At 65.2% G+C, this 22,825-nt stretch carries 24 protein-coding genes; 15 read left to right on the forward strand and 9 right to left on the reverse strand.

What is annotated here, in order from left to right:
- Positions 1–44 precede the first annotated feature (44 nt).
- Positions 45–812: a 5'/3'-nucleotidase SurE gene (gene surE / locus CI41S_RS26430; RefSeq protein ID WP_139862287.1), complete on the forward strand. Its 768-nt coding sequence runs from the start codon at positions 45–47 to the stop codon at positions 810–812.
- Between the two features lie 126 nt (positions 813–938).
- Here surE and CI41S_RS26435 read toward each other — a convergent pair whose 3' ends face one another.
- The gene (locus tag CI41S_RS26435) at positions 939–1,316 is read right to left on the reverse strand and encodes a response regulator (RefSeq protein ID WP_139483407.1); all 378 of its coding nucleotides are present in this window, start codon (positions 1,314–1,316) and stop codon (positions 939–941) included.
- Between the two features lie 383 nt (positions 1,317–1,699).
- Between CI41S_RS26435 and CI41S_RS26440 the strand changes: the two genes are divergently transcribed.
- Positions 1,700–2,350: a protein-L-isoaspartate(D-aspartate) O-methyltransferase gene (locus tag CI41S_RS26440; RefSeq protein WP_430642099.1), complete on the forward strand. Its 651-nt coding sequence runs from the start codon at positions 1,700–1,702 to the stop codon at positions 2,348–2,350.
- Positions 2,351–2,460: 110 nt separating this feature from the next.
- Entirely contained in the window at positions 2,461–3,831 is a 1,371-nt protein-coding gene (locus tag CI41S_RS26445; protein WP_139862288.1) for a M23 family metallopeptidase, read from the forward strand.
- A gap of 249 nt (positions 3,832–4,080) precedes the next feature.
- On the opposite strand, the gene CI41S_RS26455 is transcribed toward CI41S_RS26445, so the two are convergent.
- A complete protein-coding gene (locus CI41S_RS26455; RefSeq protein WP_139862290.1) occupies positions 4,081–5,058 on the reverse strand; it encodes an ATP-binding protein in 978 nt (325 codons plus the stop codon).
- A gap of 201 nt (positions 5,059–5,259) precedes the next feature.
- On the opposite strand from CI41S_RS26455, the gene yajC reads away from it, so the two are divergent.
- The 5 genes from yajC to CI41S_RS26480 are packed head-to-tail and all read left to right on the forward strand — an operon-like array spanning position 5,260 to position 9,567.
- On the forward strand, positions 5,260–5,616 hold the full coding sequence (gene yajC, locus CI41S_RS26460; RefSeq protein ID WP_139483356.1) for a preprotein translocase subunit YajC: 357 nt from the start codon (positions 5,260–5,262) through the stop codon (positions 5,614–5,616).
- A 38-nt stretch (positions 5,617–5,654) separates the two neighbouring features.
- Positions 5,655–7,256 carry a protein translocase subunit SecD gene (secD, locus tag CI41S_RS26465; protein ID WP_139483357.1) on the forward strand — a complete coding sequence of 534 codons (1,602 nt, stop codon included), beginning with the start codon at positions 5,655–5,657 and terminating at the stop codon, positions 7,254–7,256.
- 10 nt (positions 7,257–7,266) lie between these two features.
- Positions 7,267–8,292: a protein translocase subunit SecF gene (secF, locus tag CI41S_RS26470; RefSeq protein WP_139862291.1), complete on the forward strand. Its 1,026-nt coding sequence runs from the start codon at positions 7,267–7,269 to the stop codon at positions 8,290–8,292.
- Between the two features lie 7 nt (positions 8,293–8,299).
- Complete coding sequence (locus CI41S_RS26475; RefSeq protein WP_139862292.1) at positions 8,300–8,683, forward strand: Mth938-like domain-containing protein; 384 nt, start codon at positions 8,300–8,302, stop codon at positions 8,681–8,683.
- Positions 8,680–9,567 (forward strand): phytoene/squalene synthase family protein, encoded by an 888-nt coding sequence (locus CI41S_RS26480; RefSeq protein WP_139862293.1) that lies wholly within the window; start codon positions 8,680–8,682, stop codon positions 9,565–9,567. The genes CI41S_RS26475 and CI41S_RS26480 overlap by 4 nt, the downstream gene beginning before the upstream one ends.
- Here the strand turns inward: CI41S_RS26480 and CI41S_RS26485 are convergent.
- The 4 genes from CI41S_RS26485 to CI41S_RS26500 all read right to left on the reverse strand — a co-directional run bounded on the left by CI41S_RS26485 (position 9,564) and on the right by CI41S_RS26500 (position 12,759).
- Positions 9,564–9,848, reverse strand: a complete 285-nt coding sequence (locus CI41S_RS26485; RefSeq protein WP_139483409.1) for a DUF1488 family protein — start codon at positions 9,846–9,848, stop codon at positions 9,564–9,566. The genes CI41S_RS26480 and CI41S_RS26485 overlap by 4 nt on opposite strands.
- A 79-nt stretch (positions 9,849–9,927) precedes the next feature.
- A complete protein-coding gene (locus CI41S_RS26490) occupies positions 9,928–11,046 on the reverse strand; it encodes a serine/threonine protein kinase (protein ID WP_139862294.1) in 1,119 nt (372 codons plus the stop codon).
- 5 nt (positions 11,047–11,051) lie between these two features.
- Complete coding sequence (gene trmFO / locus CI41S_RS26495) at positions 11,052–12,485, reverse strand: methylenetetrahydrofolate--tRNA-(uracil(54)-C(5))-methyltransferase (FADH(2)-oxidizing) TrmFO (protein ID WP_139862295.1); 1,434 nt, start codon at positions 12,483–12,485, stop codon at positions 11,052–11,054.
- 121 nt (positions 12,486–12,606) lie between these two features.
- Positions 12,607–12,759: a DUF1127 domain-containing protein gene (locus CI41S_RS26500; RefSeq protein WP_016846063.1), complete on the reverse strand. Its 153-nt coding sequence runs from the start codon at positions 12,757–12,759 to the stop codon at positions 12,607–12,609.
- 758 nt (positions 12,760–13,517) lie between these two features.
- Between CI41S_RS26500 and CI41S_RS26505 the strand changes: the two genes are divergently transcribed.
- Entirely contained in the window at positions 13,518–13,778 is a 261-nt protein-coding gene (locus tag CI41S_RS26505) for a hypothetical protein (RefSeq protein WP_139862296.1), read from the forward strand.
- 78 nt (positions 13,779–13,856) lie between these two features.
- On the opposite strand, the gene CI41S_RS26510 is transcribed toward CI41S_RS26505, so the two are convergent.
- Entirely contained in the window at positions 13,857–14,672 is an 816-nt protein-coding gene (locus CI41S_RS26510) for a lytic murein transglycosylase (protein WP_139862297.1), read from the reverse strand.
- A gap of 255 nt (positions 14,673–14,927) precedes the next feature.
- On the reverse strand, positions 14,928–15,836 hold the full coding sequence (locus CI41S_RS26515) for a DUF2189 domain-containing protein (protein WP_139483365.1): 909 nt from the start codon (positions 15,834–15,836) through the stop codon (positions 14,928–14,930).
- Positions 15,837–16,124: 288 nt separating this feature from the next.
- Here CI41S_RS26515 and CI41S_RS26520 point away from each other — a divergent pair, with 288 nt between their 5' ends.
- Together CI41S_RS26520 and CI41S_RS26525 are read left to right on the forward strand one after the other, a co-directional pair.
- The gene (locus CI41S_RS26520; protein ID WP_139483366.1) at positions 16,125–16,532 is read left to right on the forward strand and encodes a DUF3597 domain-containing protein; all 408 of its coding nucleotides are present in this window, start codon (positions 16,125–16,127) and stop codon (positions 16,530–16,532) included.
- Between the two features lie 87 nt (positions 16,533–16,619).
- A complete protein-coding gene (locus CI41S_RS26525) occupies positions 16,620–17,411 on the forward strand; it encodes a fumarylacetoacetate hydrolase family protein (RefSeq protein ID WP_139862298.1) in 792 nt (263 codons plus the stop codon).
- A gap of 11 nt (positions 17,412–17,422) precedes the next feature.
- Here CI41S_RS26525 and CI41S_RS26530 read toward each other — a convergent pair whose 3' ends face one another.
- The gene (locus tag CI41S_RS26530) at positions 17,423–17,695 is read right to left on the reverse strand and encodes a GNAT family N-acetyltransferase (protein WP_139483368.1); all 273 of its coding nucleotides are present in this window, start codon (positions 17,693–17,695) and stop codon (positions 17,423–17,425) included.
- A 100-nt stretch (positions 17,696–17,795) separates the two neighbouring features.
- Between CI41S_RS26530 and CI41S_RS26535 the strand changes: the two genes are divergently transcribed.
- From CI41S_RS26535 to CI41S_RS26550, 4 genes are all read left to right on the forward strand, one after another.
- Positions 17,796–18,740, forward strand: coding sequence for a tetratricopeptide repeat protein (locus CI41S_RS26535; RefSeq protein ID WP_172628204.1), 945 nt, complete (start codon positions 17,796–17,798; stop codon positions 18,738–18,740).
- Positions 18,741–18,902: 162 nt separating this feature from the next.
- Positions 18,903–19,304, forward strand: a complete 402-nt coding sequence (locus CI41S_RS26540) for an SPW repeat protein (protein ID WP_139483369.1) — start codon at positions 18,903–18,905, stop codon at positions 19,302–19,304.
- Between the two features lie 231 nt (positions 19,305–19,535).
- Positions 19,536–21,176 carry an acyl-CoA synthetase gene (locus CI41S_RS26545; RefSeq protein ID WP_139862299.1) on the forward strand — a complete coding sequence of 547 codons (1,641 nt, stop codon included), beginning with the start codon at positions 19,536–19,538 and terminating at the stop codon, positions 21,174–21,176.
- Positions 21,177–21,180: 4 nt separating this feature from the next.
- On the forward strand, positions 21,181–22,056 hold the full coding sequence (locus CI41S_RS26550; protein WP_139862300.1) for a PCC domain-containing protein: 876 nt from the start codon (positions 21,181–21,183) through the stop codon (positions 22,054–22,056).
- The last annotated feature ends 769 nt before the right edge of the window (positions 22,057–22,825 follow it).

Genomic DNA, 22,825 nt, shown 5'->3' on the forward strand with positions numbered 1-22,825 from the left:
TGAAGAAACCCGCGTCGAATCAGAACAAAAAGGCACGTTGACGGATGCGAATTCTCTGCACCAATGACGACGGCATCCACGCGCCCGGCCTGCAAGTGGTCGAGCAGATCGCGCGGGCCTTGTCCGATGACGTCTGGATCGTCGCGCCCGAGCTCGATCAGTCCGGCGTCTCGCACTCGCTGTCGCTGAACGATCCGCTGCGCCTGCGCGAAGTCAGTCCGCGTCATTTCGCGGTGCGCGGCACGCCGACCGACTGTGTGATCATGGGTGCGCGCCACATTCTCGGCGACAAGCTGCCCGATCTGGTGCTGAGCGGCGTCAACAAGGGCCGCAACGTCGCCGAGGACGTGGTCTATTCCGGCACCATCGCCGGCGCGCTGGAAGGCACCATTCTGGGCTTTCCGTCGTTCGCGCTGTCGCAGGAGTTTTCCATCGACACGCGCAATGCGCCGCTGTGGGAGACGGCGCTGAAATTCGGACCCGACATCATCCGCAAGGTCATCGATGCCGGCGTCCCCAGGAATACTGTCGTCAACGTCAACTTCCCGTCCTGCATGCCCGATGACGTCAAGGGCATCAGGATCACGCGGCAGGGCAAGCGCAATCAGGGTTTTCTGAAGATCGACCGCCGTCACGACGGGCGCGGCAATCCGTATTTCTGGATCGGCTTCGAGCGCGCCGCGATGATGGATACGCCGGCCGAAGGCACCGATCTGGCCGCGCTTGCCGCGCGCTACGTCTCGGTGACCCCGCTGCGGCTCGACCGCACCGATGAGGCGTTTTCGGAAGCGCTGGCCGCGACGTTGAAGTGACCTTGTAGCCCGGATGCAGTTTCGTAGCCTGGATGAGCGCAGCGATATCCGGGGGCCGCCATCTCCGCCGATAGACCTTCCCGGATGTCGCTCCGCTCATCCGGGCTACGGCTCCGAGTTTTGCGGTTAGACCGGTGCGCCCTTCATGGCGTTGAAGATCACCTGCGCCAACGTCTCCAGCTGGAAGGGCTTTTGCAGCGCCGGGCGGTCGCGATATTCCGGCGGCAGGCCGGACGAGCCATAGCCGGTCGCGAAAATAAAGGGGCGGTTGCGGGCGTTGATCAGCTCGGCGACCGGGGTGATCACCTTGCCGTTGACGTTGACGTCGAGGATCGCGAGGTCGAATTCGGTGGATTGCGCAAGCTTGACCGCTTCGCCGATCTCGCCAGCCTCGGCTGCAACGCTATGGCCGAGTTCTTCCAGCATATCGGCGACCATCATCCGGATCATGACCTCGTCCTCAACGAGGAAAACTGAACAGCCCGCCGGCCGTGTCGCTGTCATGATGGAATCCTTGCCCGTCGCTGAACCAAGCTCGCAAATAACATCAAGAGGCGCAATGCAAACGTTCGGGAATTGCCGCATTTTGCAGCGCGCAACCGCGAATCGTTCTATGGCGTTGTTGGCCTTGTCGAGCGCGTTGGAAGAGGCTCGGCACTGGTGGCCGGGACGTCTTCACTCGAACTGCCCGGTCTCAGTCATACCGGGGCTTCATTGCGCGTCACTGCGGCTCCATATGGGGAGCAGTCACCGCGATGCCAACCGGAGATCGGGAGCTGGTTCCTGATCCGGAACAGCGGCGACGGGAAAGTTTTCCTTAACGCGGCATTTCGAATTTCGATGGCATCTAGAGCGGGCCGCATTGCCACCCCGCGACGTTGACGAGCATGGCCGTGACCTTAGACCCGCCCGAGAAGATGATGTTTCAGCTCACCCTGCGGCGGCGTGGGATCAGCGACCAGGCGGTGCTGCGGGCCATGGAAGAGGTGCCGCGCGAAGTCTTCGTCGAGGCGCGCGACCGCGACGATGCCTATCGCGACAGCGCGCTTGCGATCGCCTGCGGCCAGACCATCAGCCAGCCGTTTGTGGTGGCCTACATGACCGAGCAGCTGCAGCTGCAGAAGACCCACCGTGTGCTGGAGATCGGCACCGGATCGGGCTACCAGGCGGCGATCCTGTCCCGGCTGTGCAAGCAGGTGCTGACCATCGAGCGCTACCGCACCCTAGCCGACGGCGCCCGCCAGCGGCTGGAGAAGCTCGGCTACTACAACGTCGAGGTGCTGCTCGGCGACGGATTTGACGTCCCGGCCGGCGCCGGCGATTTCGACCGCATCATCGTCACCGCGGCGATGGAGCAGGTCCCCGACAAGCTCGCGGAACGGCTGGAGGTGGGCGGCATCTTGATCGCCCCGGTCGGGCCGCATCAGGGCACCCAGACCCTGGTCCGGATGGTGCGGACCGCGACCGGCTTCGACCGCAAGGAATTGGTCGACGTGCGCTTTGTGCCGGCGCTGCCGGGAATTGCGCGCGAGCTCTAGAAACCGCGGATTGCCGCTTGCCGCCAACGCCTTATTCGCAGGCTTAAGCGGTTGTTTACTCGGTACGTGTTTACTCAAAACAGTCTTTTGTTGCGTACGAGTGAGTAACCATGTCTGGGGTTGTCGAGTTGCTTCGCTCGCGTCGCGTGCCGCAGGTCGCGGTGCTGGCGCTGATGTCCGTGGCTTTTGCCGGTTGCAGCGCCGACATGTCGTCGCGCTTCTCGCAAAACTCATACTCGCAAAATCCGTTCGCCTTCGATCCGCAGCCGACCGGCGCGGTGCAGCAGCAACCGCCGCGCGAGCTGCCGCAATATTCGAGGCCGCAGTCGCCGCAATACTCGCAGTACCAGTCGCAGCCCTTGCCGCCGCCGGTCGCGGCGGCGCCGCAGTCTTATCCGGTGTCCGGTAGTGGCACTGGCGTTTCCGGAGGAGGGCGCGGGCTTTCGTCCTACACGCCGCCCCCGGCGCGTCCGCAGATCGAATCCACCGGCACCGTGCCGCGTTCGGTCGCGGCGGCCCATGCCGGGCACGGTAACGGCACCACCATCATCGTCGGCACCAGCGATACGCTGGAGGTGCTGGCGAAGCGCTACAACGTCTCGAGCGCCGAGATCCTGCGCGCCAACGGCTACAAGGGTCCGCGCGCGCTGTCGCCCGGCCAGCAGCTGATCATTCCGCGCCCGGGCGCAACCGCTGCCGCGCCCGCGGTGGCCGCCAAACCGGCTGCCGTCGCGGCGGCGCCTGCCGGCGTCCACTATGTCAACCGCGGTGACACGCTGCACAGCATCGCCCGCCAGCACCACATCCCGGTCGCCGAGCTCGCCCGCGCCAACAATTTCGACGCGTCGGCCCGGCTTAGCCCGGGCATGAAGCTGGTCGTGCCCGGCGCCAAGACCACGGCGGTTGCGCCCGCGGCCCCCGCCGTTGCGACCGCGCCGGTTGCCGCTGCGCCGGCACCGGCCCTCGGCGCCCCGAAGGTGGTCGCGACCGCGCTGCCGCAGCAAAGCGCACGGCTGGCGCAGCCGACCGCAAATGTCGAAGCGCCGCCTGCCGCTGCGGAAACGCCTGTTGTCACCAAGTCCAGCGAGGCGACCGGCGCACTGCCGACCTTCCGCTGGCCGGTGCGCGGCAAGGTCATCACCGCCTACGGCTCCAAGACCAACGGCAAGGTCAATGACGGCATCAACGTCGCGGTGCCCGAGGGCACGCCGGTGAAGGCCGCCGAAGACGGCGTCGTCGCCTATTCGGGCAACGAGCTGAAGGGCTACGGCAACCTCGTGCTGGTCCGCCACTCCAACGGCTACGTTACCGCCTACGCCCATGCCAGCGAGATCATGGTGAAGCGCGGCGACACCATCAAGCGCGGTCAGGTGATCGCCAAGTCCGGTCAATCGGGCGAGGTGGGCTCGCCGCAGCTGCACTTCGAGATCCGCAAGGGCTCGTCGCCGGTCGACCCGCTCCAGTTCCTCAACGGCGCGTAAGCCACGCGCCGGACTTCCAAAGCTCACGACAAAGGCAACGGGGGTGGCGCAAGCCTCCCCCGTTTTGTCTTGCTCGCACCACTCATACTGTCATCGCCTAGCTGCAGCGCCACGGCGGCTGTCATCGCCCGGCCTTGACCGGGCGATCCAGTATTCCAGAGACAGTGGTGATTGATCGAGAGGCCGCGGCGTACTGGGTCCCCCGGTCAAGCCGGGGGACGACAGCGGCGTGCGTTGAAAAATCCGCGGCTACTTCGTGCTCAATCGCACGCCCAGCCGTCCCGCCAATTCCTGGGTGAACTGCCAGGCGACGCGGCCGGAGCGCGAGCCGCGGGTGGTCGACCATTCCAGCGCCTCGCGCTCCAGCTCCTCGTCGGCGATCTTGATGCCGAAGTGGTCGCAATAGCCCTTCACCATGGCGAGATACTCGTCCTGGCTGCAGCGGTGGAAGCCGAGCCAGAGGCCGAAGCGGTCGGACAGCGACACCTTCTCCTCGACCGCTTCGCCCGGATTGATCGCGGTCGAGCGTTCGTTCTCGATCATCTCGCGCGCGAGCAGGTGCCGCCGATTCGAGGTCGCGTACAGGATGACGTTGTCGGGACGGCCCTCGATGCCGCCTTCCAGCACCGCCTTCAGCGACTTGTAGGAGGCGTCGTTGCCGTCGAAGGAGAGGTCGTCGCAGAACACGATGAAGCGGAACGACGAGGAGCGCAAAAGCTCCATCAGGCCGGGCAGGCTCTCGATGTCCTCGCGGTGGATCTCGATCAGCTTCAACCGGTCGGCCGGCTTGCGGTCGAGATTGAGGCTGGCATGCGCGGCCTTCACCAGCGACGACTTGCCCATGCCGCGCGCGCCCCAGAGCAGCGCGTTGTTGGCGGGAAAGCCGTTGGCGAAGCGCTCGGTGTTCTCCATCAGGATGTCGCGCATCCGGTCGACGCCCTTGAGCAGGCCGATCTCGACGCGGCTGACGCGCGGCACCGGGGTGAGGCGGCCATCGGGATGCCAGACGAAGGCGTCCGCGTCGGCGAACGGCTCGCCCAGCTCCGGGTCGAGCTCCGGGGAGGCGGCCGCGAGCAGTATGGCGATGCTCTCGAGGGCCGTGGCAATCCGCTCGGCGGTCGTGCCATCGAAGGCCGTTTCCGGGCGTTTTGTCGCGGCTTTTACCGGCGTCCTGGCGGCGGCTTTGGACGTGGTTTTGCTGGCTGTTTTGTTGGCTTTTTTCGGCATTTTTCCAGTTCCTGACGGCGCAGCCTTATCGGGCTGGCGCCGCTCCCGCAAGCGGCCTAAATGGAAGGCTGTTAACGTTGCAATTGGGACCGCGGCCGCTATAGTCCGCGCGAATTTGTCCGGACCGCCATACCGCCCAGGGACTTCAAGGGACTGGAGGGCGATGCCGGTCCTTTCCCGTCTTATCCGAGGATCGTCCGAATGCTGATTACTCCTGCGTTTGCTCAGGCTGGAGCCGGTGGTGATGCCAACAGCATGTTGATGTCGCTGCTGCCATTCGCGCTGATCTTCGTCATCATGTACTTCCTGATTCTGCGTCCGCAGCAGAAGAAGGTGCGCGATCACGCCGATCTCGTGAAGAACATCCGCCGTGGCGACACCATCGTGACCTCCGGCGGCCTGGTCGGCAAGGTCACCAAGGTGGTCGATGACGACCAGGTCGAGTTCGAGATTTCGGACGGCGTCCGCGTGCGGCAGATGCGCCAGATGATCTCGGGCGTGCGCGCCAAGGGCGAGCCGGCGAAGGGCGAAGCCAAGGACGAGGCGTCCGCGAGCTGATCGCGCGCGGCCTCACTGGAATCTGACAGGTCAACTCGATGTTGTATTTCACGCGGTGGAAGGCGCTGGCGATCGTTCTGACAGCGCTGGTGGTCTGTCTGTGCGCCGTGCCCAATTTCTTTCCCGAGGCGCAGGTCAAGAGCTGGCCGGCCTGGGCGCAGCGCCGCCTCGTGCTCGGCCTCGACCTGCAGGGCGGCTCGTATCTGCTGCTCGAGGTCGACGCCAATTACGTCAGAAAGCAGAAGCTCGACCAGATCCGCGGTGACGTGCAGAAGGTGGTGCGCGAGAACCGCATCCTGTACACCGGCCTTGCCGTCCGCAACGATGCGGTCGAGGTGCGCATCTCCAAGGAGAGCGATCTGCCGACCGCGCTGAGCAAGCTTCGCGAGCTGTCGCAGCCGCTCGGCGGCCTGCTCGGATCGAACGGCCAGCGCAGCATGGAGGTCACCGACGCCGGAGGCGGGCTGATCAAGTTCACCGTGCCGCAGGCCGCGATCACCGAATTGCTGCGCCGGACCATCGAACAGTCGATCCAGATCGTCGAGCGCCGCGTCAACGAGCTCGGCACCGTGGAGCCGGTGATCCAGCGCCAAGGCACCGACCGCATTCTGGTGCAGGTGCCCGGCCTGCAGGATCCGACGCGCTTGAAGGAACTGCTCGGCAAGACCGCGAAGATGGAATTCCGCATGGTCGACACCTCGGTGTCGCCAGATCAGGCCCAGCAGGGTCGGGTGCCGCCGGACTCCGAACTCTTGATGAGCACGTCGTCGCCGAAGGTGCCGTATGTCGTCAAGAAGCAGGTGCTGGTCTCCGGCGGCGAGTTGACCGATGCCCAGCCGGGGTTCGATCAGCGCACCGGCGAGCCGATCGTCAGCTTCAAATTCAACACGACCGGCGCGCGTAAATTCGCCCAGGCGACGTCGGAGAATGTCGGCCTGCCGTTCGCGATCGTGCTGGACAACGAGGTGATCTCGGCGCCGGTCATCCGCGAGCCGATCACCGGCGGACAGGGCCAGATTTCCGGCAACTTCACTGTGCAGTCAGCAAACGACCTCGCGGTGCTGCTGCGCGCCGGCGCGCTGCCCGCGCCATTGACGGTGGTCGAGGAACGCACGGTCGGTCCGGGTCTCGGTCAGGATTCGATCGAAAAGGGCGAACTCGCGGCCTATGTCGGCTCGATCCTGGTCATCGTGTTCATGCTGGTGACCTACCGCCTGTTCGGCGTGTTCGCCAACATCGCCGTGACCATCAACGTCGCGATGATCTTCGGCCTGCTGTCGCTGCTCAACGCCACACTGACGCTGCCCGGCATCGCCGGCATCGTGCTGACCGTCGGTATCGCGGTCGACTCCAACGTGCTGATCTACGAGCGCATCCGCGAGGAGCTGCGCGGCGGCCGCAACGCGATCTCGGCGATCGACGCCGGCTTCACCCGGGCGCTGGCCACCATTCTCGACTCCAACATCACCACCTTCATCGCTGCCGCGGTGCTGTTCTACATCGGCACCGGACCGGTGCGCGGCTTCGCCGTGACGCTCGGCATCGGCATCATTACCACGGTGTTCACCGCCTTCACGATGACGCGCTTGATCGTCGCCACGTGGGTGCGCTGGAAGCGGCCGCAAACCGTGCCGATCTGAGAGGCCTGTCGTGACTCATTACGTTCTGATCGGCCTTGGCATTCTGATCGTCGTTCTGACGGTGGTCGCGGCGCTCGGCCTGATGCCGTCGCTGCGCATCGTGCCCGATGATACGCATTTCGACTTCACGCGCTTCCGCCGCATCAGCTTTCCGGTTTCGGCCGCGCTGTCGATCCTGGCGATCACGCTGTTCTTCACCCATGGCCTGAACTTCGGCATCGACTTCAAGGGCGGCACGCTGCTTGAGGTGCGTGCCAAGTCTGGCACCGCCGATATCGCGGCGATGCGCACGAGCCTTAACGGTCTCGGCCTCGGCGAAGTGCAGCTGCAGCAGTTCGGCGGCCCGGCCGAGGTGCTGATCCGCGTCGCCGAGCAGCCGGGCGGCGACAAGGCGCAGCAGGACGCCGTCGGCAAGGTCCGTGGTGCGCTCGGCGAGTCCGTCGAGTACCGCCGCGTCGAGGTGGTGGGACCGCGCGTCTCCGGCGAATTGCTCGCGTTCGGCATGCTCGGCCTGATGCTCGCGATCGTCGGCATCCTGATCTATCTCTGGTTCCGCTTCGAGTGGCAGTTCGCACTCGGCGCCATGATCGCCAACGTGCACGACATCGTGCTCACGATCGGCTTTATGTCGATCAGCCAGGTCGACTTCGACCTCACCAGCATCGCGGCGCTCTTGACCATTCTCGGCTACTCGCTCAACGACACCGTCGTCATCTACGACCGTATCCGCGAGATGCTGCGGCGCTACAAGAAGATGCCGATGCCGCAGCTGCTCAACGAATCGATCAACTCGACGCTGTCGCGCTCGATCATCACCCACGTCACCGTGACCCTGGCGCTGCTCGCGCTGCTGCTGTTCGGCGGCCAGGCGATCCACAGCTTCACCGCGGTGATGATGTTCGGCGTGGTGCTGGTCGGCACCTACACCTCGATCTTCATCGCAGCGCCGATCCTGATCTATCTCGGCGTTCACAGCACGCGCGGCGAAGCGCCGGAAGCGGCGGAAAAGAAGCCGGGCGCGGCAGCCAAGAAGTAGCCCGGTCATGAGCAACTCCTCGGACGCTCCCCATCTTCCGAGGTCGGCGCCGATCGAGGCCTACGGCAAGGGCGGCTTCGCGTTCGCCGACATGTCGCATCGCGGCTCGCTCTTGTGCCTGCCTGACGCGATCTGGGCCTGGCCGGTGACCAGCCCGCAGCAGATCGACGAATATTCGCTGCAGAAGGTGTTCGCGGCCGCCAACGCGATCGACACGCTGATCGTCGGCACCGGCAACGAGGTCTGGGTGCCGCCCAGGGGCCTGCGTGAGGCCCTGCGCGCGGTCCGGGTGGTGCTCGATGCCATGCAGACCGGCCCGGCGATCCGCACCTACAACGTCATGCTGGGCGAGCGGCGGCGCGTCGCGGCGGCGCTGATCGCGGTGCCATGAGCGCGACGGAAGCGCCCAGCGACACACCCAAGGAAACGCCAAAGGACGGCGCGGCCTTCTGCGCTGATCTTGTGAAGACCCATGATTTCGTGCGCTACGCCTCGACCTTGTTCGTGCCGGGTCCGGAACGCCGCGCGCTGCTGTCGATCTACGCCTTCAACGTCGAGATTTCGCGCGTGCATGAGCAGGTCAGCCAGCCGCTGCCCGGCGAGATCAGGCTGCAATGGTGGACCGACATGCTGGCCGGCAGCGGGCATGGCGGCGTCGAAGGCAATCCCGTCGCAGCCGAACTGCTGCACACCATCCGCAACCACCGCCTGCCGGTCTCGGCGCTGTCGCGCTTGGTCGAGGACCACCAGTTCGATCTTTACAACGATCCAATGCCGTCGCTGGCCGCGCTCGAGGGATATCTCGACGCCACGGCGTCGGCACTGTTCTCGCTCGCCGCGCGCGTGATAGTGCGGCCGTCGGAGGCGATCGAACACGTGGCGCGCCATGCCGGCCTTGCCCAGGGCATGACGCAGGTGATCACCAGGCTGGCGCGGGACGCCGCGCGGCAGCAGCTGTTCCTGCCGCAGCAGTTTTTGCAGCAGCATGGCAGCAGCAAGGAGGAGGTGTTTGCCGGCAGGCTGACGCCGAACATCCGTGCCGCGGTCGATCAGCTCGCTGGCGAGGCGCAGACCCATCTTGCGACCGCACTGGCGCTGCTGGCGGATGTTCCACGCGAGGTGCGGCCGGTGTTCCTGCCGCTGGCGCATGTCAGGCGCGAGCTGAAGCTGATGGCGCGGGCCGACAGCGATCCGTTCCTGGCAAGGCCGGCGTCGCGCCTGCGCATTCTCTGGGCGCTATGGCGCGCCGCCCGCACGCGGGAATTCGGCGGTTAACTTTCTTGCTTGGGGATGTGCTTGGTGAAGATCCGGATCGTCGCGCCCTTGACCGGCGGGGCGCTGTCGTGGATGCCGGACGCGATTTGCTCAATCATGTCGCGCAGCGCGACGAACTGCGCCTGGCGCGCCATGCTCGGCGTGCCCCGCGTTCCGGCCAGTTCATCCATCGCGGCGTCGCTGATCTGGCATTCGATTTCCTGATCGCCGTTCATCATGGTGAATCCGAACGCCATCCGCTCGGAATCATAACCCCCGATACGGCCACGGGTGAGTGGCATCAAACTTGTCCCTTGAGCGCGCGCTGCCACTGCAAGAGTGGGGCTTCGCGCCGTGTTTGTCGAGGCCTACGAGGCCTCTCTACGACGCCTCTCTCTTGGCTGACGCTTGGTCCATCTCGGCCACTTCGAAGTTGAAGCGGTCGCGCAGGTTCTTGCGTTGCTCGAGAATGTCCTTGAGGAATTCACGGTCGGCATCGCTGCGCATCATCGGCTCGATCAGATCGACCTGGTTCATCGCGACGAGCTGCAGGATTTCGGTGCGCGGCTTGCCGGCGGCGTCGCGCGGCAGCGCGTGCACCACCTGGATATGTTCGGGCGGCTTGACGCCCTTCGCCGCGGCGAGCTCGCTGCGCAGCGTTTTCTCCAGCGCGGACTGATCCGCCTCGACGAAGGCATAGAGGCCGACGCCGACACGGCGGTCGGCAAACGCCACGATCGCGGTATCGCGCACCTCCGGATTGCGGCGGATCAGGTCGACCAGAACCGGCGCGTCGTTGACCAGCCGCCGGCCGCCGCCCTCGCGGTCGGTGAAATTGAAGATGCCGCGGGTGATCGCCTGATAGACCTTCTTGCCGGTCTTCAGCCAGATGCTGGCGAACGGCGACTTTCGCGCCAGCACCTTGCGCTCTTTCGGCGTCAGCGCCTCCGGCGCGTAGCTGCGCTTGTGCTTCAGCAAATGGCGCAGATCCTCGTAGGCTGCGATACGGAACAGCCGGCTGCGGGTCTTGAAGCAGGCGGCGAGCTGGAAGTCGGTGAGATAGGCGCGGCCGTCGCGGCCGACCAGCCAGTTCTGCTCCTTGGCGAGGTCGTTGTGGCAGATGCCGGCGCGATGCAGCTTGCGCAGCGCGGCCTTGGCCGAGCGGAAGTAGGCGAGGTCACCGTGCGGCTTGGCCAGATGCAGCGCCACGCCGTCGATGAAGCCGCGCACCAGCGCGCGCCGGCCGGCCCACAGCAGTTTTGGGCCGACGTCGAGATCGCGCGCCAGCATCAGCGCGCGGCGCTCGCGCCAGAACAAATGCAGCGCGAGGCCGAACGACCAGAACGGCACCTGGTCGAGCCGGCGCAGCACGCCCTCGACCTCGCCGTCGGCGCTGCGGAAGCGGCCGCGCTCGACGGTCGAGAACACGTCGCGCTTGAGCAGCACGCCCTGGCTCCATCGCGCCGACAGGGTGGCCGCGTCGTCTTTCGGCAGGCTCATGATGATCAGGCCGCCGCCGCTACGCGCAGGTGCTCTGCGATCCAGTGATCGAGATCGGCAAGCGCGCGGGCGCTGATCGCCTGCTTCTTGGCGACCGTCTTCTCGTTGCCGCGCAGCCGCGAGCCGTCCGGTTTTTTCGTCGGCGGACTGGCGAGCGGCGGGAACAGGCCGAAATTGATGTTCATCGGCTGGAACGAGCGCGGCCCTTGCTCGATCGTCTCGATATGCCCGCCGGTGATGTGGCCGAGCAGCGCGCCGAGCGCAGTGGTAGCCGGCGGCGGCGTCAGCGAGGCGCCGCGCGCGTCGGCGGCGGCGCAGAGGCCCGCGATGAGGCCGACGCTCGCCGACTCCACATAGCCCTCGCAGCCGGTCATCTGTCCTGCAAAACGCAGCCGCGGCTGGGCGCGCAGGCGCAACTGGGCGTCGAGCAGTTTTGGCGAGTTGAGGAAGGTGTTGCGATGCAGGCCGCCGAGGCGGGCGAACTCCGCCTGCCCGAGGCCGGGAATGGTGTGGAACACGCGCTGCTGCGCGCCGTGCTTCAGCTTGGTCTGGAAGCCGACGATGTTGTAGAGCGTGCCGAGCTTGTTGTCCTGCCGCAGCTGGACGATCGCATACGGCTTCACCGTCGGATTGTGCGGATTAGTGAGCCCGACCGGCTTCATCGGCCCGTGGCGCAGCGTCTCGTGCCCGCGCTCGGCCATCACCTCGACCGGCAGACAGCCGTCGAAATAGGGCGTGTTGGTCTCCCACTCCTTGAAGTCGACCTTCTCGCCCTCGCGCAGCGCCGTAACGAAAGCATCGTACTGTTCCTTCGTCATCGGGCAGTTGATGTAGTCGGCGCCGGTGCCGCCGGGCCCGACCTTGTCGTAGCGCGACTGGAACCAGGCCACCGACATGTCGATGGAATCCCTGTGCACGATCGGCGCGATCGCATCGAAGAACGCCAGCGCGCTCTCATCGGTCAGCTGCCGGATCGCATCGGCAAGCGGCGCCGAGGTGAGGGGGCCGGTCGCGACGATCACGTTGCTCCAGTCGGCCGGCGGCAGGCCGGCGACTTCCTCGCGGCTGAGCTCGATGTTTGGATGCTCGTGCAGGGCTTTTGTCACGGCCGCCGAGAAGCCGTCGCGATCGACCGCCAGCGCGCCGCCGGCGGGCACTTGGTTGGCGTCGGCCGACCGCATGATCAGCGAGCCCAGCCGCCGCATCTCGGCGTGCAGCAGCCCGACCGCATTGTTGGCGGCGTCATCGGAGCGGAACGAGTTCGAGCAGACCAGCTCGGCGCAGCCGTCGGTGCGGTGCGCCTCGGTCATCCGCTGCGGACGCATTTCATGCAGGACGACGCGGACGCCGGAATTGGCGACCTGCCAGGCGGCTTCCGAGCCGGCGAGCCCCGCGCCCACGATGTGCACGGGTTGGGAAGAGGAGTGATGCGGTGTCATCGCGCAGCGTTAGCGCGTTTCGGTCCCGCATGCATCTGAAACCGCGCCACAAACGACAACGCCCGCTGCGGGAGCGGGCGTTATCCGTCATTCAAATGGCTTCCAGATGGCTTGCCGGCGATTAGCCGTTGTAGGTACCGGCAGCAACGCGCGGAATGTCCGAGCGATCGAGGCCGATATCGGCCAGCTCGCGATCGCTGAGCTGGGACAGTTCGCTGACATTGCGCTGATAATCCCGGAAAGCCTGGATCATGCGGATGAGCGAGAGCAGCATAGTAGTCTCCTAGTAGTTCAGATTCAGCCCTTCCGGGGCCAAATCGTTGAAATGAATATAGATCGGATTTTGCACTGCAGTAGTTCCGATGTTGCGATGCAGCTAAGCCCAAAATGCATGGCGACGCTAAGTTTTGATTAAATGTTTCGGTCCAGCGGAGGAGGTGCAGGGAATAGAGTTCCTCCTAGCCGATGCCAACCGAAAGAAACTCTGCTTTGTCAGTACCTTGTTCGAACATTTCGTCTCCACCCCATCGCCCAAGAGGTGGTAATTCAGGACCGGTAAATCAAGCGCCGGTTGTCCCGGGCCCAACTCGGTTTCGATCGGGTTCCATGCGCGATTCGCATGCAACCTGAAGACATAAAAATGATCTTTAGTTCACTTCATGTCGAGGATTGCGGGCGAAGAGCATTAGCGGCAATCCGCTGCATTGACGATGCAGGTATTCTCGTCCGTCTGGACGGGCAAGTCCGCAATCGACCGCGCATGATCGCGCAGGATGCATTGCTGAATATCGCAACTGCGAACCATTCAGCGGCTCGATTGAAGTGGCGCTGCAGCAGATGCGATCGCAGTGCACTTCCTTACCGGCTTGTAATCAAAACACGATGCAACGCATGCGCGCTACGCGTGCAGCGCTCATCACATTTGCATCGCGCGGATTTCATTCTGAACGCTGTCGGGAACAGGCGAATAATCATTTCGCAGATTCCGCAATCACGCTGGTTTCTGTCTAAGAAAAAAGATGGATAATTCCCATGATCAAAACATTGATCGGCGCAGCCGCAATGGCTGCCGTTGCGTTCGCTGTTCCCGCTCACGCCGCCAAGAGGGGCGTCGGATGCAGTGGTGACAACCTCGGCAAGACCGAATCCGCTATCGAAGCCATGGCCGACACCGAGGTCAAATTCGCCGCCGAGAAGGAAATGTCGCTGGCTCAGGACGCGATGCTCAATGGCAAGATGGGCGCCTGCGGCATGCACCTGACCAAGGCTGCGCGCGCCAGCATGGCGAAGTAAGCCTTTGCTCAAGGCGATAAGGGCCGGTCGCCTGGGGCGATCGGCCCTTTGATTTTGTTCGCTTCGATCGACGACGCGCTACGGCGCGCGGGCGAGCTGGGTGGCGAAGTAGCCGATGGTCTTGGCGTAGACCTCGCTCTTATTCCACTGCTTGATCACCGCGAAATTCTCGCTGCCGGGCTCCCAGTCCTTGCCCTTCTTCCAGCCATAGCTCTTCAGGAAGTTTGCCGTCGACGCCAGGACGTCGGGCACGTTGTGCAGAAGGTCGCGCTTGCCGTTGTTGTCGAAGTCGACCGCGAACTTGATGTAGGACGATGGCATGAACTGGGTCTGGCCGATCTCGCCGGCCCAGGCGCCGCGCATCTCCTGCGGCGAAAGATCGCCGCGTTCGATGATGCGCAGCGCATCCAGCATCTCGGCCTTGAACATGTCGGAGCGGCGGCAATCATAGGCCAGCGTCGCGAGCGAGCGCATGGTGGAGAACTTGCCGGTGTTGACGCCGAAGTCGGTCTCCAGCCCCCAGATCGCGACGATGATCTCGCCCGGCACGCCGTAGGCCTCCTCGATCCGCGACAGCACCGAACCGTAGCGCTTCAACATGTCGGAGCCGCGGGTGAGGCGGGGCGGCACCATGCGGCCGGAGAATTGCTCGAAGGTCTGGTTGAACACCTGCTGCGAGTGGTCGCGCGCCACGATCGCCTTGTCCTGGGTCACGCCGGCAAGCCCGGCCTGGATCGCGTTCTGCGAGATGCCCTTGGCCACCGCCTCCTTCTTGAAGTCGTCGAGCCACGCTTCAAAGCTGCCCGTCCCGCAGGGCGCCGCGAGCGCCGATGCCGTCGAGGTCAGGAGCCATGCGCCGACAGCGAGGGTACCAAGGGAAACACGAGAGGTCATAGGGCGGTTCACTCCGGAGTCTGCGATGTCATCGACATTGGTCGCGGAACCCAGCGGGTATGTTCGCGGCAACAGCGGCCAAAACAAGGCTCCGTCTTCGACCTGTCGATCTCCTGTGTCGGAGCAAATCACACGCCAGGTTCACATCCCGTTGACGGCCGGCGCCGGCCGCATGCGACCGAAAACCGCCGGCCGAGGCGCGGCCGACGGTTTGGGGGATGGATCGGCATTGCTCGCGACGGATGCGGCCAGCACCTAGCCGCGGTCGCTCCGCCGCCACGGGAACAGGTTGGCCGGGAAATCGGCGGCCGGCTTGCGCGCGCGCGATTCCGGGATCACCGGCCGCGCATTGGGATCCTTGACGATGACCGCGCGATAGAGATGCCAGGTGGCGTGACCGAGCAGCGGGATCACGACGGCAAGCCCGAGGAAGAACGGGATCGTGCCCGCCACCAGCAGCACCGCGACGATCAGGCCCCAGGCCAGCATCGGCACCGGGTTCTGCGCGACGACGCGCATCGAAGTCACCATGGCCTCGCCGGCGGTTGCCTGGCGGTCGAGCATCATCGGGAATGCGACGACGCTGATGCACAGCGCCACCAGCGCAAACAGAAAGCCGATGCTGCAGCCGACCACGATCAGCCACCAGCCCTGCTGGGTGGTCAGGACGCGCTCGGCGAAATCGGGCATGTTGGCCGCGGTCTCGTAGCCGAACACTGCGGTGTAGACCGCCTGCGCCGTGGCGATCCAGGTCACGAACAGGGCGAACAACAGCGTGCCGACCCCGAGCATCGCGCCGAACGACGGCGAGCGGAATACCTCCATGGCGGTCCACGCGGACGCTTCCTCGCCGTTCTCGCGGCGGCGGCTCATCTCGTAGAGGCCGATTGCGGCAAACGGGCCGAGCAGGGCGAAGCCCGCGGCCAACGGAAACAGCAGGGGCAGCACGGAATAGCCGTGCACCGTGCGCGCAAGCACGAGGCCGAGCACGGGATAGATCAGGCACAGGATGATGGCATGGGTCGGTATCGCCTTGAAGTCTTCCCAGCCGAGACGCAGCGCTTGGTGCAAATCGGACAGGCCGATGGTCCGGATGATGGGTGCGGACGCAGCGCCTTCGCTCTGCGTCACCGATGTGACATTGCCTTGAATTGAACTGGCCATGGTCGTTGTCTCCCACTGGCAGCCGCGTCTTGCGCCCGCACGCGGGCACAAGCGTGCCGCCCTCGAAGCGATCACGAACCGGCCAGACGCGAAAGACAAAGCAGGGAACTGGCCATGCCGCGAACTGTCGCGTGAGGCTACTCCCAAACGTCGCCAAAAGCACTCACGCTTAAGTGAATGTCGCATTGGCAAGCTATGGAGGGGGCGGTACAGTTGAACTGCGACCGCGGCCAGGCGTCTCAGCGCCGTCTGGCCCTCACACCATCTCAACTCTTCTGGGAGCCAACGATGAGCATATTCGGAAAAATCATGGGCGCGATCTTCGGCAGCAGCGCGCAGGCCGCGCCCGCTGGCGGAACGGCCACCAGCGCAGCTCCCGCCGGTGGATCCTCCAGCAGCGCATCGGCTCCGGCCGCCGGCGGTGCGGCGCCTGCCGCGACCGTCGACGTCGCGCCCATCCTCGACAAGGCGGTCGCCGCCAAGGGCGAGAAGCTGGAATGGCGCACCTCGATCGTCGACCTGATGAAGGCGCTCGACATCGACTCCAGCCTGTCGGCGCGCAAGGAGCTCGCCCATGAGCTCGGCTATACCGGCGACACCAGCGATTCCGCCAGCATGAACATCTGGCTGCACAAGCAGGTGATGGCCAAGCTCGCCGCCAATGGCGGCAAGCTGCCGGCTGATATCAAGCACTGACGGCATCGCCGCAGTCATCAACGAGGCCCGCGACATCGCGGGCCTTTTTTTGTAGAGCAACCAACAACAACAACAAGGAGAACGCCCATGACTGATCTCGACCGCCGGACGATGCTGACGACCGGCGCCCTGGCGCTGGCCGGTGCCGCTGCGCAATCCGCGCCAGCTAAGGCGCAGGCCGCGCCGAAGCCGATCTTTGCCGTCCCGGCTGTGACCATCCCGATCGTGGGCGAGGCCGAGGTCTTCCAGGTCCGCCGCATCTACTGCATCGGCCGCAACTACGCGGCGCATGCGATCGAGCGCGGCTCCGATCCGACCCGCGAGCCGCCGTTCTTCTTCCAGAAGCCGACCGACGCGATCCAGAACGTCGCGGTCGGCACCGTCGCCGATCATCCCTATCCGTCGCTGACCAAGAACTATCACCACGAGGTCGAGCTGGTGGCGGCGCTGAAATCCGGCGGCACCAACATTCCGGCCGACAAGGCGCTCGATCACGTCTATGGCTATGCGCTCGGCCTCGACATGACACGGCGCGATCTGCAGAACGGCATGGCCGCGGAGAAGAAGCCGTGGGAGATCGGCAAGAGCTTTGACCACGCCGCCGTGCTCGGGCCGATCCACCCGGCTGATAAGACCGGCCACTTCACCGCCGGGGCGATCTCGCTCGCGGTCAACGGCACGGTGCGGCAGAACTCCGACCTGAAGAACATGATCTGGAGTGTCGCCGAGCAGATCGCAAAGCTCTCGGAGGCGTTCGAGCTGAAGGCCGGCGATATCATCTATTCCGGCACGCCGGAAAATGTCGGTCCGGTCGTCAAGGGCGACGTGCTGCTGTGCAAGCTCGAGGGCCTGCCCGACATGTCGATCAAGATCGTCTGACGGGCAGGGTTCTACCCGGCAATGTCTGCGTATTCCGGATGCTTGCGCAGATAGTCCACCACGAACCCGCAGCCGGCGACCACCTTGTGGCCGTCGGCGCGGATCAGCTCCAGCGCTCCCTTGACCAGCTCGGAGGCGATGCCGCGGCCGCGCAGGGCGCGCGGTGTCTCGGTATGGGTGATGATCACAGCCGACGGCGTCCGCCGGTAGTTGGCAAAGGCGAGGCCGCCCCCGGCGTCGAGTTCGAAGCGGTTTTCGGTCTTGTTGTCGCGGACGGCAGCCATTGCAAAATCCCGGTTGATTCACTGCGTCTGATCTAAGCGCGTGAACCCGTCCGCGCAAAGCCGCGACCAACGGGCAAATTGGCATTTGTGGATTGACGATATGCGCATTCTGGCCTGCCTGACCGCCGCATTGCTCGGCGCCGCTTTCACGCTCGCCCACGCCTCCAGGGCCTCCGCCGCTGACGATCCAAGCTGGCAGGCCTGCGTCAGCCTGTCGGCGACCCCAGGCGACCGCGTCGCGGCCTGCAACACCGTGATCGAGGGCAGGACCGAGGCCGGCAAGCGGCTCGCCGCGGCCTATTGCAACCGCGGCTACGGGCTCACCGAGAAGCGCGAGCTCGACGCCGCGCTCGCCGACCTCAACGAGGCGATCAAGCTCGATCCCGCCTATGCCTGCGCCTATACCAATCGCGGCCGCGTCTACGCCTTCAAGCGCGACCTCGATCGCGCGATCTCCGACTACGACGAGGCGATCCGGATCGATCCGAGCTTTGCGCTGGCCTACAACAACCGCGGCGACGCCTGGCTCAACAAGGGCGATCTCGACCGTGCGCTGGCCGATCTCAGCCTCGCGATCAAATACAATCCGAAGCTTGCGGGCGCCTATGGCAACCGCGGCTTCGTCTACTACCGCAAGCGTGACGCGGCGCATGCGATCGCCGACTTCACCACCGAGATCAAGCTCGAGCCGAACGTGCTCGCCTATATCAACCGCGGCAATGTCTACCGCGACACCGAACAGCTCGATCGCGCCGCCGCCGACTATGGCGAGGCCGCGAGGATCGCGCCGACCGATGCGCGCGGCTGGCGCAACCGCGGCATGATCCGCCTGTTCAAGGGCGACAACAAAGGCGGCATCGCCGACTACGACAAGGCGCTGCAATACGATCCGAACGACGCCTATTCCTGGAATAACCGCGGCCAGGCCAAGCTGCGGCTGGGCGACAAGAAGGGGGCGGCGGCCGATTTGAGCAAGGCGCTCGAACTGCGCCCCGACCTCAACACCGCACAGGAGGCGCTGGCGCGCCTCGGCGCGACACGATGACGCTCGACGGGCGATCCCGCATCGCACACAGGCACGCGAGGACTTGCGGGCCGATGCGGTTCGATTAGGCTTGACCTCGGACATACGCCCCCGCTGCGGCCGGATGGTCTGGAACGGAGTGCCGGCCGCCGACGTATGCCTCTTGTCGGGAGGAGGTTCGTCATGTCGGACAATCGTTTCTTCTCTACACATCGTCCCTGGGAGGACTGGGTCGGCATGGCGCTCGGCGTGCTGATCATGGTCTCGCCCTGGTTTCCGGTGCAGGCGAGCGACATCATCGATGCCGAACACAGCCACCTGGTGCTCAACAGCTTTGTGGTCGGCATGCTGGTGCTGGGCCTCGCCCAGCTGGAATATGTCGCGCTGCATCGCTGGGAGGAGGTGGCGAGCATTCTGCTCGGGCTCTGGCTGATCGCATCGCCCTTCATCCTCGGCTATTCCGCCGATCATGGGCTGCAGGCCTGGCACGTCCTGCTCGGCGCGCTGGTTGTCATCGTCGGCGCGTTGCAGCTCTGGCAGGACTGGAACCTGAGCGAGCAGGAACTGGCCAGGCATCCGCAATAGCCCGCCTGCAGGCGAGACGGGCAGGCGAGCGCGACGCCTGCCGCCTTCGTGCGGCCGCCGCGAGGCCGCGCGTCGGCCTTTTTGCGGCCCTTGCCGAGGACTGCGCCTTGGCGATAAACCGGGTGCGACCTTCCCCCTTGCGGCGCTTGAAGACGCCCGGTTTTGACCGAGGAAATAGCCGATGATTGTCCTGAGCATTCCCCCTGTGTTTTGCGTGGCGGCGGGGCGGCGATGAGCGGGGCGGCTGCCACTGCGCCGCGCGGCGGGATCGCGCGGGTATCGCGCCGGGTGATGAACCTCGCCTACATCCTGACCCAGAACGCCCGCCGCCACGGCGACCGGCCCGGCTTCATCTGGAACGAGAAGACCTGGTCCTGGCGCCATATCGACCAGAACGTCTCGGCGCTGGCGGCGGCGCTTGCCGCGCGCGGCATCGTCAAGGGCGACCGCATCCTGGTGCATTCCAAGAACTGCGACCAGATGTTCTGGTCGATGTTCGCCGCCTTCCGGCTCGGCGCGGTCTGGGTGCCGACCAATTTTCGCCTGATGCCCGACGAGGTCGCCTATCTGGCGACGGCGTCCGGCGCCAAGGCGTTCCTCTGCCATGGCGACTTTCCCGAGCACGCCAAGGCCGCCGCCAATCCCGCGCTGGAATTCACCTGGCGGATCGGCGAGGAGGGCACCTTCGGCGAGGCCACGGTTGGTGACGTCATCGCCAAACACGCCGGCGCCGAGGTCGAGAACGCGGCGGTCGAGTACGACGATCCCTGCTGGTTCTTCTTCACCTCCGGCACCACCGGCCGCTCCAAGGCCGCGGTGCTGACCCACGGCCAGATGGCCTTCGTCATCACCAACCATCTCGCCGACCTGATGCCCGGCACCACCGAGGACGACGCCTCGCTGGTGGTGGCGCCGCTGTCGCATGGCGCCGGCGTGCATCAGCTGGTGCAGAGCGCGCGCGGCGTTCCGACCATTTTGCTGCCGTCGGAAAAATTCGACATCGCCGAGGCGTTCCGGCTGATTGCCAAACACCGCGTCAGCAACATGTTCACCGTGCCGACGATCCTGAAGATGATGGTCGAGCATCCCGCCGCCGACCAGCACGACCATTCCTCGCTGCGCTACATCATCTATGCCGGCGCGCCGATGTATCGCGAGGATCAGAAGGCGGCGCTGGCAAAGCTCGGCGGCGTGCTGGTGCAGTATTTCGGGCTCGGCGAGGTCACCGGCAACATCACCGTGCTGCCACCCGCGCTGCACGATCCCGAGGACGGTCCGCATGCGCGGATCGGCACCTGCGGCTTCGAGCGCACCGGCATGCAGGTCCAGATCCAGGGCGACAACGGGCGCGAGATGAAGCCGTTCGAGACCGGCGAGATCTGCGTGATCGGTCCCGGTGTGTTCGCGGGCTATTACGACAACCCCGAGGCCAACGCCAAGGCGTTTCGCGACGGCTGGTTTCGCACCGGCGATCTCGGCCACATCGACGCCGAGGGCTTTGTCTACATCACCGGCCGCGCCTCCGACATGTACATCTCCGGCGGCTCCAACATCTATCCGCGCGAGATCGAGGAGAAGATCCTCACTCATCCCGCCATCGGCGAGGTCGCGGTGCTCGGCGTGCCCGACCCGTTCTGGGGCGAGGTCGGCGTCGCCGTCTGTGTCGCGCGCGAGGGCGTGGACCCCGTCGGCGAAGCGGAGCTTGCAGCGTATCTCGCGCCAAAAGTGCCGCGCTACAAGATGCCGAAGCGGTTCTTCTTCTGGGAGGCGCTGCCGAAATCGGGCTACGGCAAGGTGCCGAAGCGGCTGATCCGCGACGAGCTCGCGGCGCTCGGGCTGCTCGAGGTCATCGCCAAATCGACGGGCGGTTGAGGCGATGCGCAGCATCGCCCAGCCCGGCGCTCCGATCCCGGAGCGCATCCAGTGGGTCGCGGCGCGCGGCCGCGCCTTTTCATTCACGCTCAAAGCCGGCATGCCCTTGCTTGAAGCGGTGCGCCGCGGCTTTGCGGCGGAAGGTTTTTCCGGCGGTGTGCTGAGCGCGCGGGGCGGAGCGCTCGGACCGTTCGCCTATGTGATGCCGGCACTGTCGAAGGACGGTGCCAATGCCGCGTTCTACAGCGAGACGTTTCGTCCTCCGGGTCTGACCAGGCTCAAGCTTGCGGCACTGACCTTTGGCATGCGCGACGGTGCGCCGTTCTTTCACTGCCATGGGCTGTGGACCGAGGTCGACGGCCGCTTCAATGGCGGCCACATGCTGCCGGAGGAGACCGTCGTCGCCGAACCGTTCGAGGTCAGCGCGTTCGGGATCGACGGCGCGACCTTCCTCGCCGAGCCCGACCGCGAGACCAATTTCAAGCTGTTCGGTCCGGTCGCAACCGAGCCTACCGGCGCGAAGACGACGAGCCGCGCGTTTGCGCTCAGGCTGCGGCCGAACCAGGATTTCTCCGACGCGCTGGAGGGCTTTTGCCGCCAGCACGGCATTTTGCGGGCGCGGCTGCATGGCGGCGTCGGCTCGACCATCGGCGCCGTGTTCAGCGACGGCCACAGCGTGGTGCCGTTCGCTACCGAGCTTGCGGTGACCGCGGGCCAGATTGCGCCCGACGCCAACCGCCGCCTGCGCGCCAGCCTCGACGTCGCGCTGGTCGACTATCTCGGCGGCATCGCCGAGGGACACCTGGTGCGCGGCGACAATCCGGTGCTGATGACGATGGAGCTGGTGCTTGAGGTGCTGGAAGAGGCGGAGCGGCCGTAGGGGGGCGTGCGGGAAGGTGTTCCGTCATCCTGAGGTGCGAGCACTTGCGAGCCTCGAAGGATCGACGGCCCGGCTCTTTCCGCACGGCTACGAGCCGGCCGATTCATCCTTCGAGGCTCGCCGAAGAGGCTCGCACCTCAGGATGACGGGGTGAGCGTTGGTTTGATTCACCTGTCAAACAGCTAACTCGGTGTCATCACCCGCGCAGGCGGGTGATCCAGTATTCCAGAGACGCCGGTGATTGAACCGATGGGCCGCGGCGTACTGGATCGCCCGGTTAAACCGGGCGATGACAGTTGTGGGTGGGGACGCAGCTTCGCCATCTCGCGACATGGATGCCCGAGCTTTGCATTTCGTTTCGCCGCTCTAAGAACAGAGGGCGCAGGGAAGGCCGGGTGCCGATTGCACCCATGGGCCCGGTGCAACAAAAAGCACCGGGGTAGGACCACAGGTGTAACCGGAAACAACCCGGCTTTCCCTGCGCGATGGGTTACGGCTTATACGTGCTCTCCCCGGCGAGACTGGGCTTTTTGTCACCGCGCTCGACAAGACGCTACGCGTCTTGCGAGGGACACCTGCCACTAGGGCGTCAGGCCTGCACGACTTCACCGTCCGCCTCGCATGCTGTCGTCACTGACATGCGAACCGTCCACCGCATCTCACCGCAACACTATGACGATGCGCAGCGCCCCTCGATCGGGTGAGACGGCGCGCATTAAATCCGTGAGTTGGGGTGCCTGTCAAGAACAAATTCGGAAAATACGAACCA

It is taken from the genome of Bradyrhizobium ivorense, assembly GCF_900696085.1.
Classification (GTDB): Bacteria; Pseudomonadota; Alphaproteobacteria; order Rhizobiales; family Xanthobacteraceae; genus Bradyrhizobium; species Bradyrhizobium ivorense.

Bases quoted from the DNA above. Each gene is read 5' to 3' on its own strand.
- surE (WP_139862287.1), top strand. From the start codon at position 45: ATGCGAATTCTCTGCACCAATGACGACGGCATCCACGCGCCCGGCCTG.
- CI41S_RS26435 (WP_139483407.1), bottom strand. From the start codon at position 1,316: ATGACAGCGACACGGCCGGCGGGCTGTTCAGTTTTCCTCGTTGAGGAC.
- CI41S_RS26440 (WP_430642099.1), top strand. From the start codon at position 1,700: ATGGCCGTGACCTTAGACCCGCCCGAGAAGATGATGTTTCAGCTCACC.
- CI41S_RS26445 (WP_139862288.1), top strand. From the start codon at position 2,461: ATGTCTGGGGTTGTCGAGTTGCTTCGCTCGCGTCGCGTGCCGCAGGTC.
- CI41S_RS26455 (WP_139862290.1), bottom strand. From the start codon at position 5,058: ATGCCGAAAAAAGCCAACAAAACAGCCAGCAAAACCACGTCCAAAGCC.
- yajC (WP_139483356.1), top strand. From the start codon at position 5,260: ATGCTGATTACTCCTGCGTTTGCTCAGGCTGGAGCCGGTGGTGATGCC.
- secD (WP_139483357.1), top strand. From the start codon at position 5,655: ATGTTGTATTTCACGCGGTGGAAGGCGCTGGCGATCGTTCTGACAGCG.
- CI41S_RS26475 (WP_139862292.1), top strand. From the start codon at position 8,300: ATGAGCAACTCCTCGGACGCTCCCCATCTTCCGAGGTCGGCGCCGATC.
- CI41S_RS26480 (WP_139862293.1), top strand. From the start codon at position 8,680: ATGAGCGCGACGGAAGCGCCCAGCGACACACCCAAGGAAACGCCAAAG.
- CI41S_RS26485 (WP_139483409.1), bottom strand. From the start codon at position 9,848: ATGCCACTCACCCGTGGCCGTATCGGGGGTTATGATTCCGAGCGGATG.
- CI41S_RS26490 (WP_139862294.1), bottom strand. From the start codon at position 11,046: ATGAGCCTGCCGAAAGACGACGCGGCCACCCTGTCGGCGCGATGGAGC.
- trmFO (WP_139862295.1), bottom strand. From the start codon at position 12,485: ATGACACCGCATCACTCCTCTTCCCAACCCGTGCACATCGTGGGCGCG.
- CI41S_RS26500 (WP_016846063.1), bottom strand. From the start codon at position 12,759: ATGCTGCTCTCGCTCATCCGCATGATCCAGGCTTTCCGGGATTATCAG.
- CI41S_RS26505 (WP_139862296.1), top strand. From the start codon at position 13,518: ATGATCAAAACATTGATCGGCGCAGCCGCAATGGCTGCCGTTGCGTTC.
- CI41S_RS26510 (WP_139862297.1), bottom strand. From the start codon at position 14,672: ATGACCTCTCGTGTTTCCCTTGGTACCCTCGCTGTCGGCGCATGGCTC.
- CI41S_RS26515 (WP_139483365.1), bottom strand. From the start codon at position 15,836: ATGGCCAGTTCAATTCAAGGCAATGTCACATCGGTGACGCAGAGCGAA.
- CI41S_RS26520 (WP_139483366.1), top strand. From the start codon at position 16,125: ATGAGCATATTCGGAAAAATCATGGGCGCGATCTTCGGCAGCAGCGCG.
- CI41S_RS26525 (WP_139862298.1), top strand. From the start codon at position 16,620: ATGACTGATCTCGACCGCCGGACGATGCTGACGACCGGCGCCCTGGCG.
- CI41S_RS26530 (WP_139483368.1), bottom strand. From the start codon at position 17,695: ATGGCTGCCGTCCGCGACAACAAGACCGAAAACCGCTTCGAACTCGAC.
- CI41S_RS26535 (WP_172628204.1), top strand. From the start codon at position 17,796: ATGCGCATTCTGGCCTGCCTGACCGCCGCATTGCTCGGCGCCGCTTTC.
- CI41S_RS26540 (WP_139483369.1), top strand. From the start codon at position 18,903: ATGTCGGACAATCGTTTCTTCTCTACACATCGTCCCTGGGAGGACTGG.
- CI41S_RS26545 (WP_139862299.1), top strand. From the start codon at position 19,536: ATGAGCGGGGCGGCTGCCACTGCGCCGCGCGGCGGGATCGCGCGGGTA.
- CI41S_RS26550 (WP_139862300.1), top strand. From the start codon at position 21,181: ATGCGCAGCATCGCCCAGCCCGGCGCTCCGATCCCGGAGCGCATCCAG.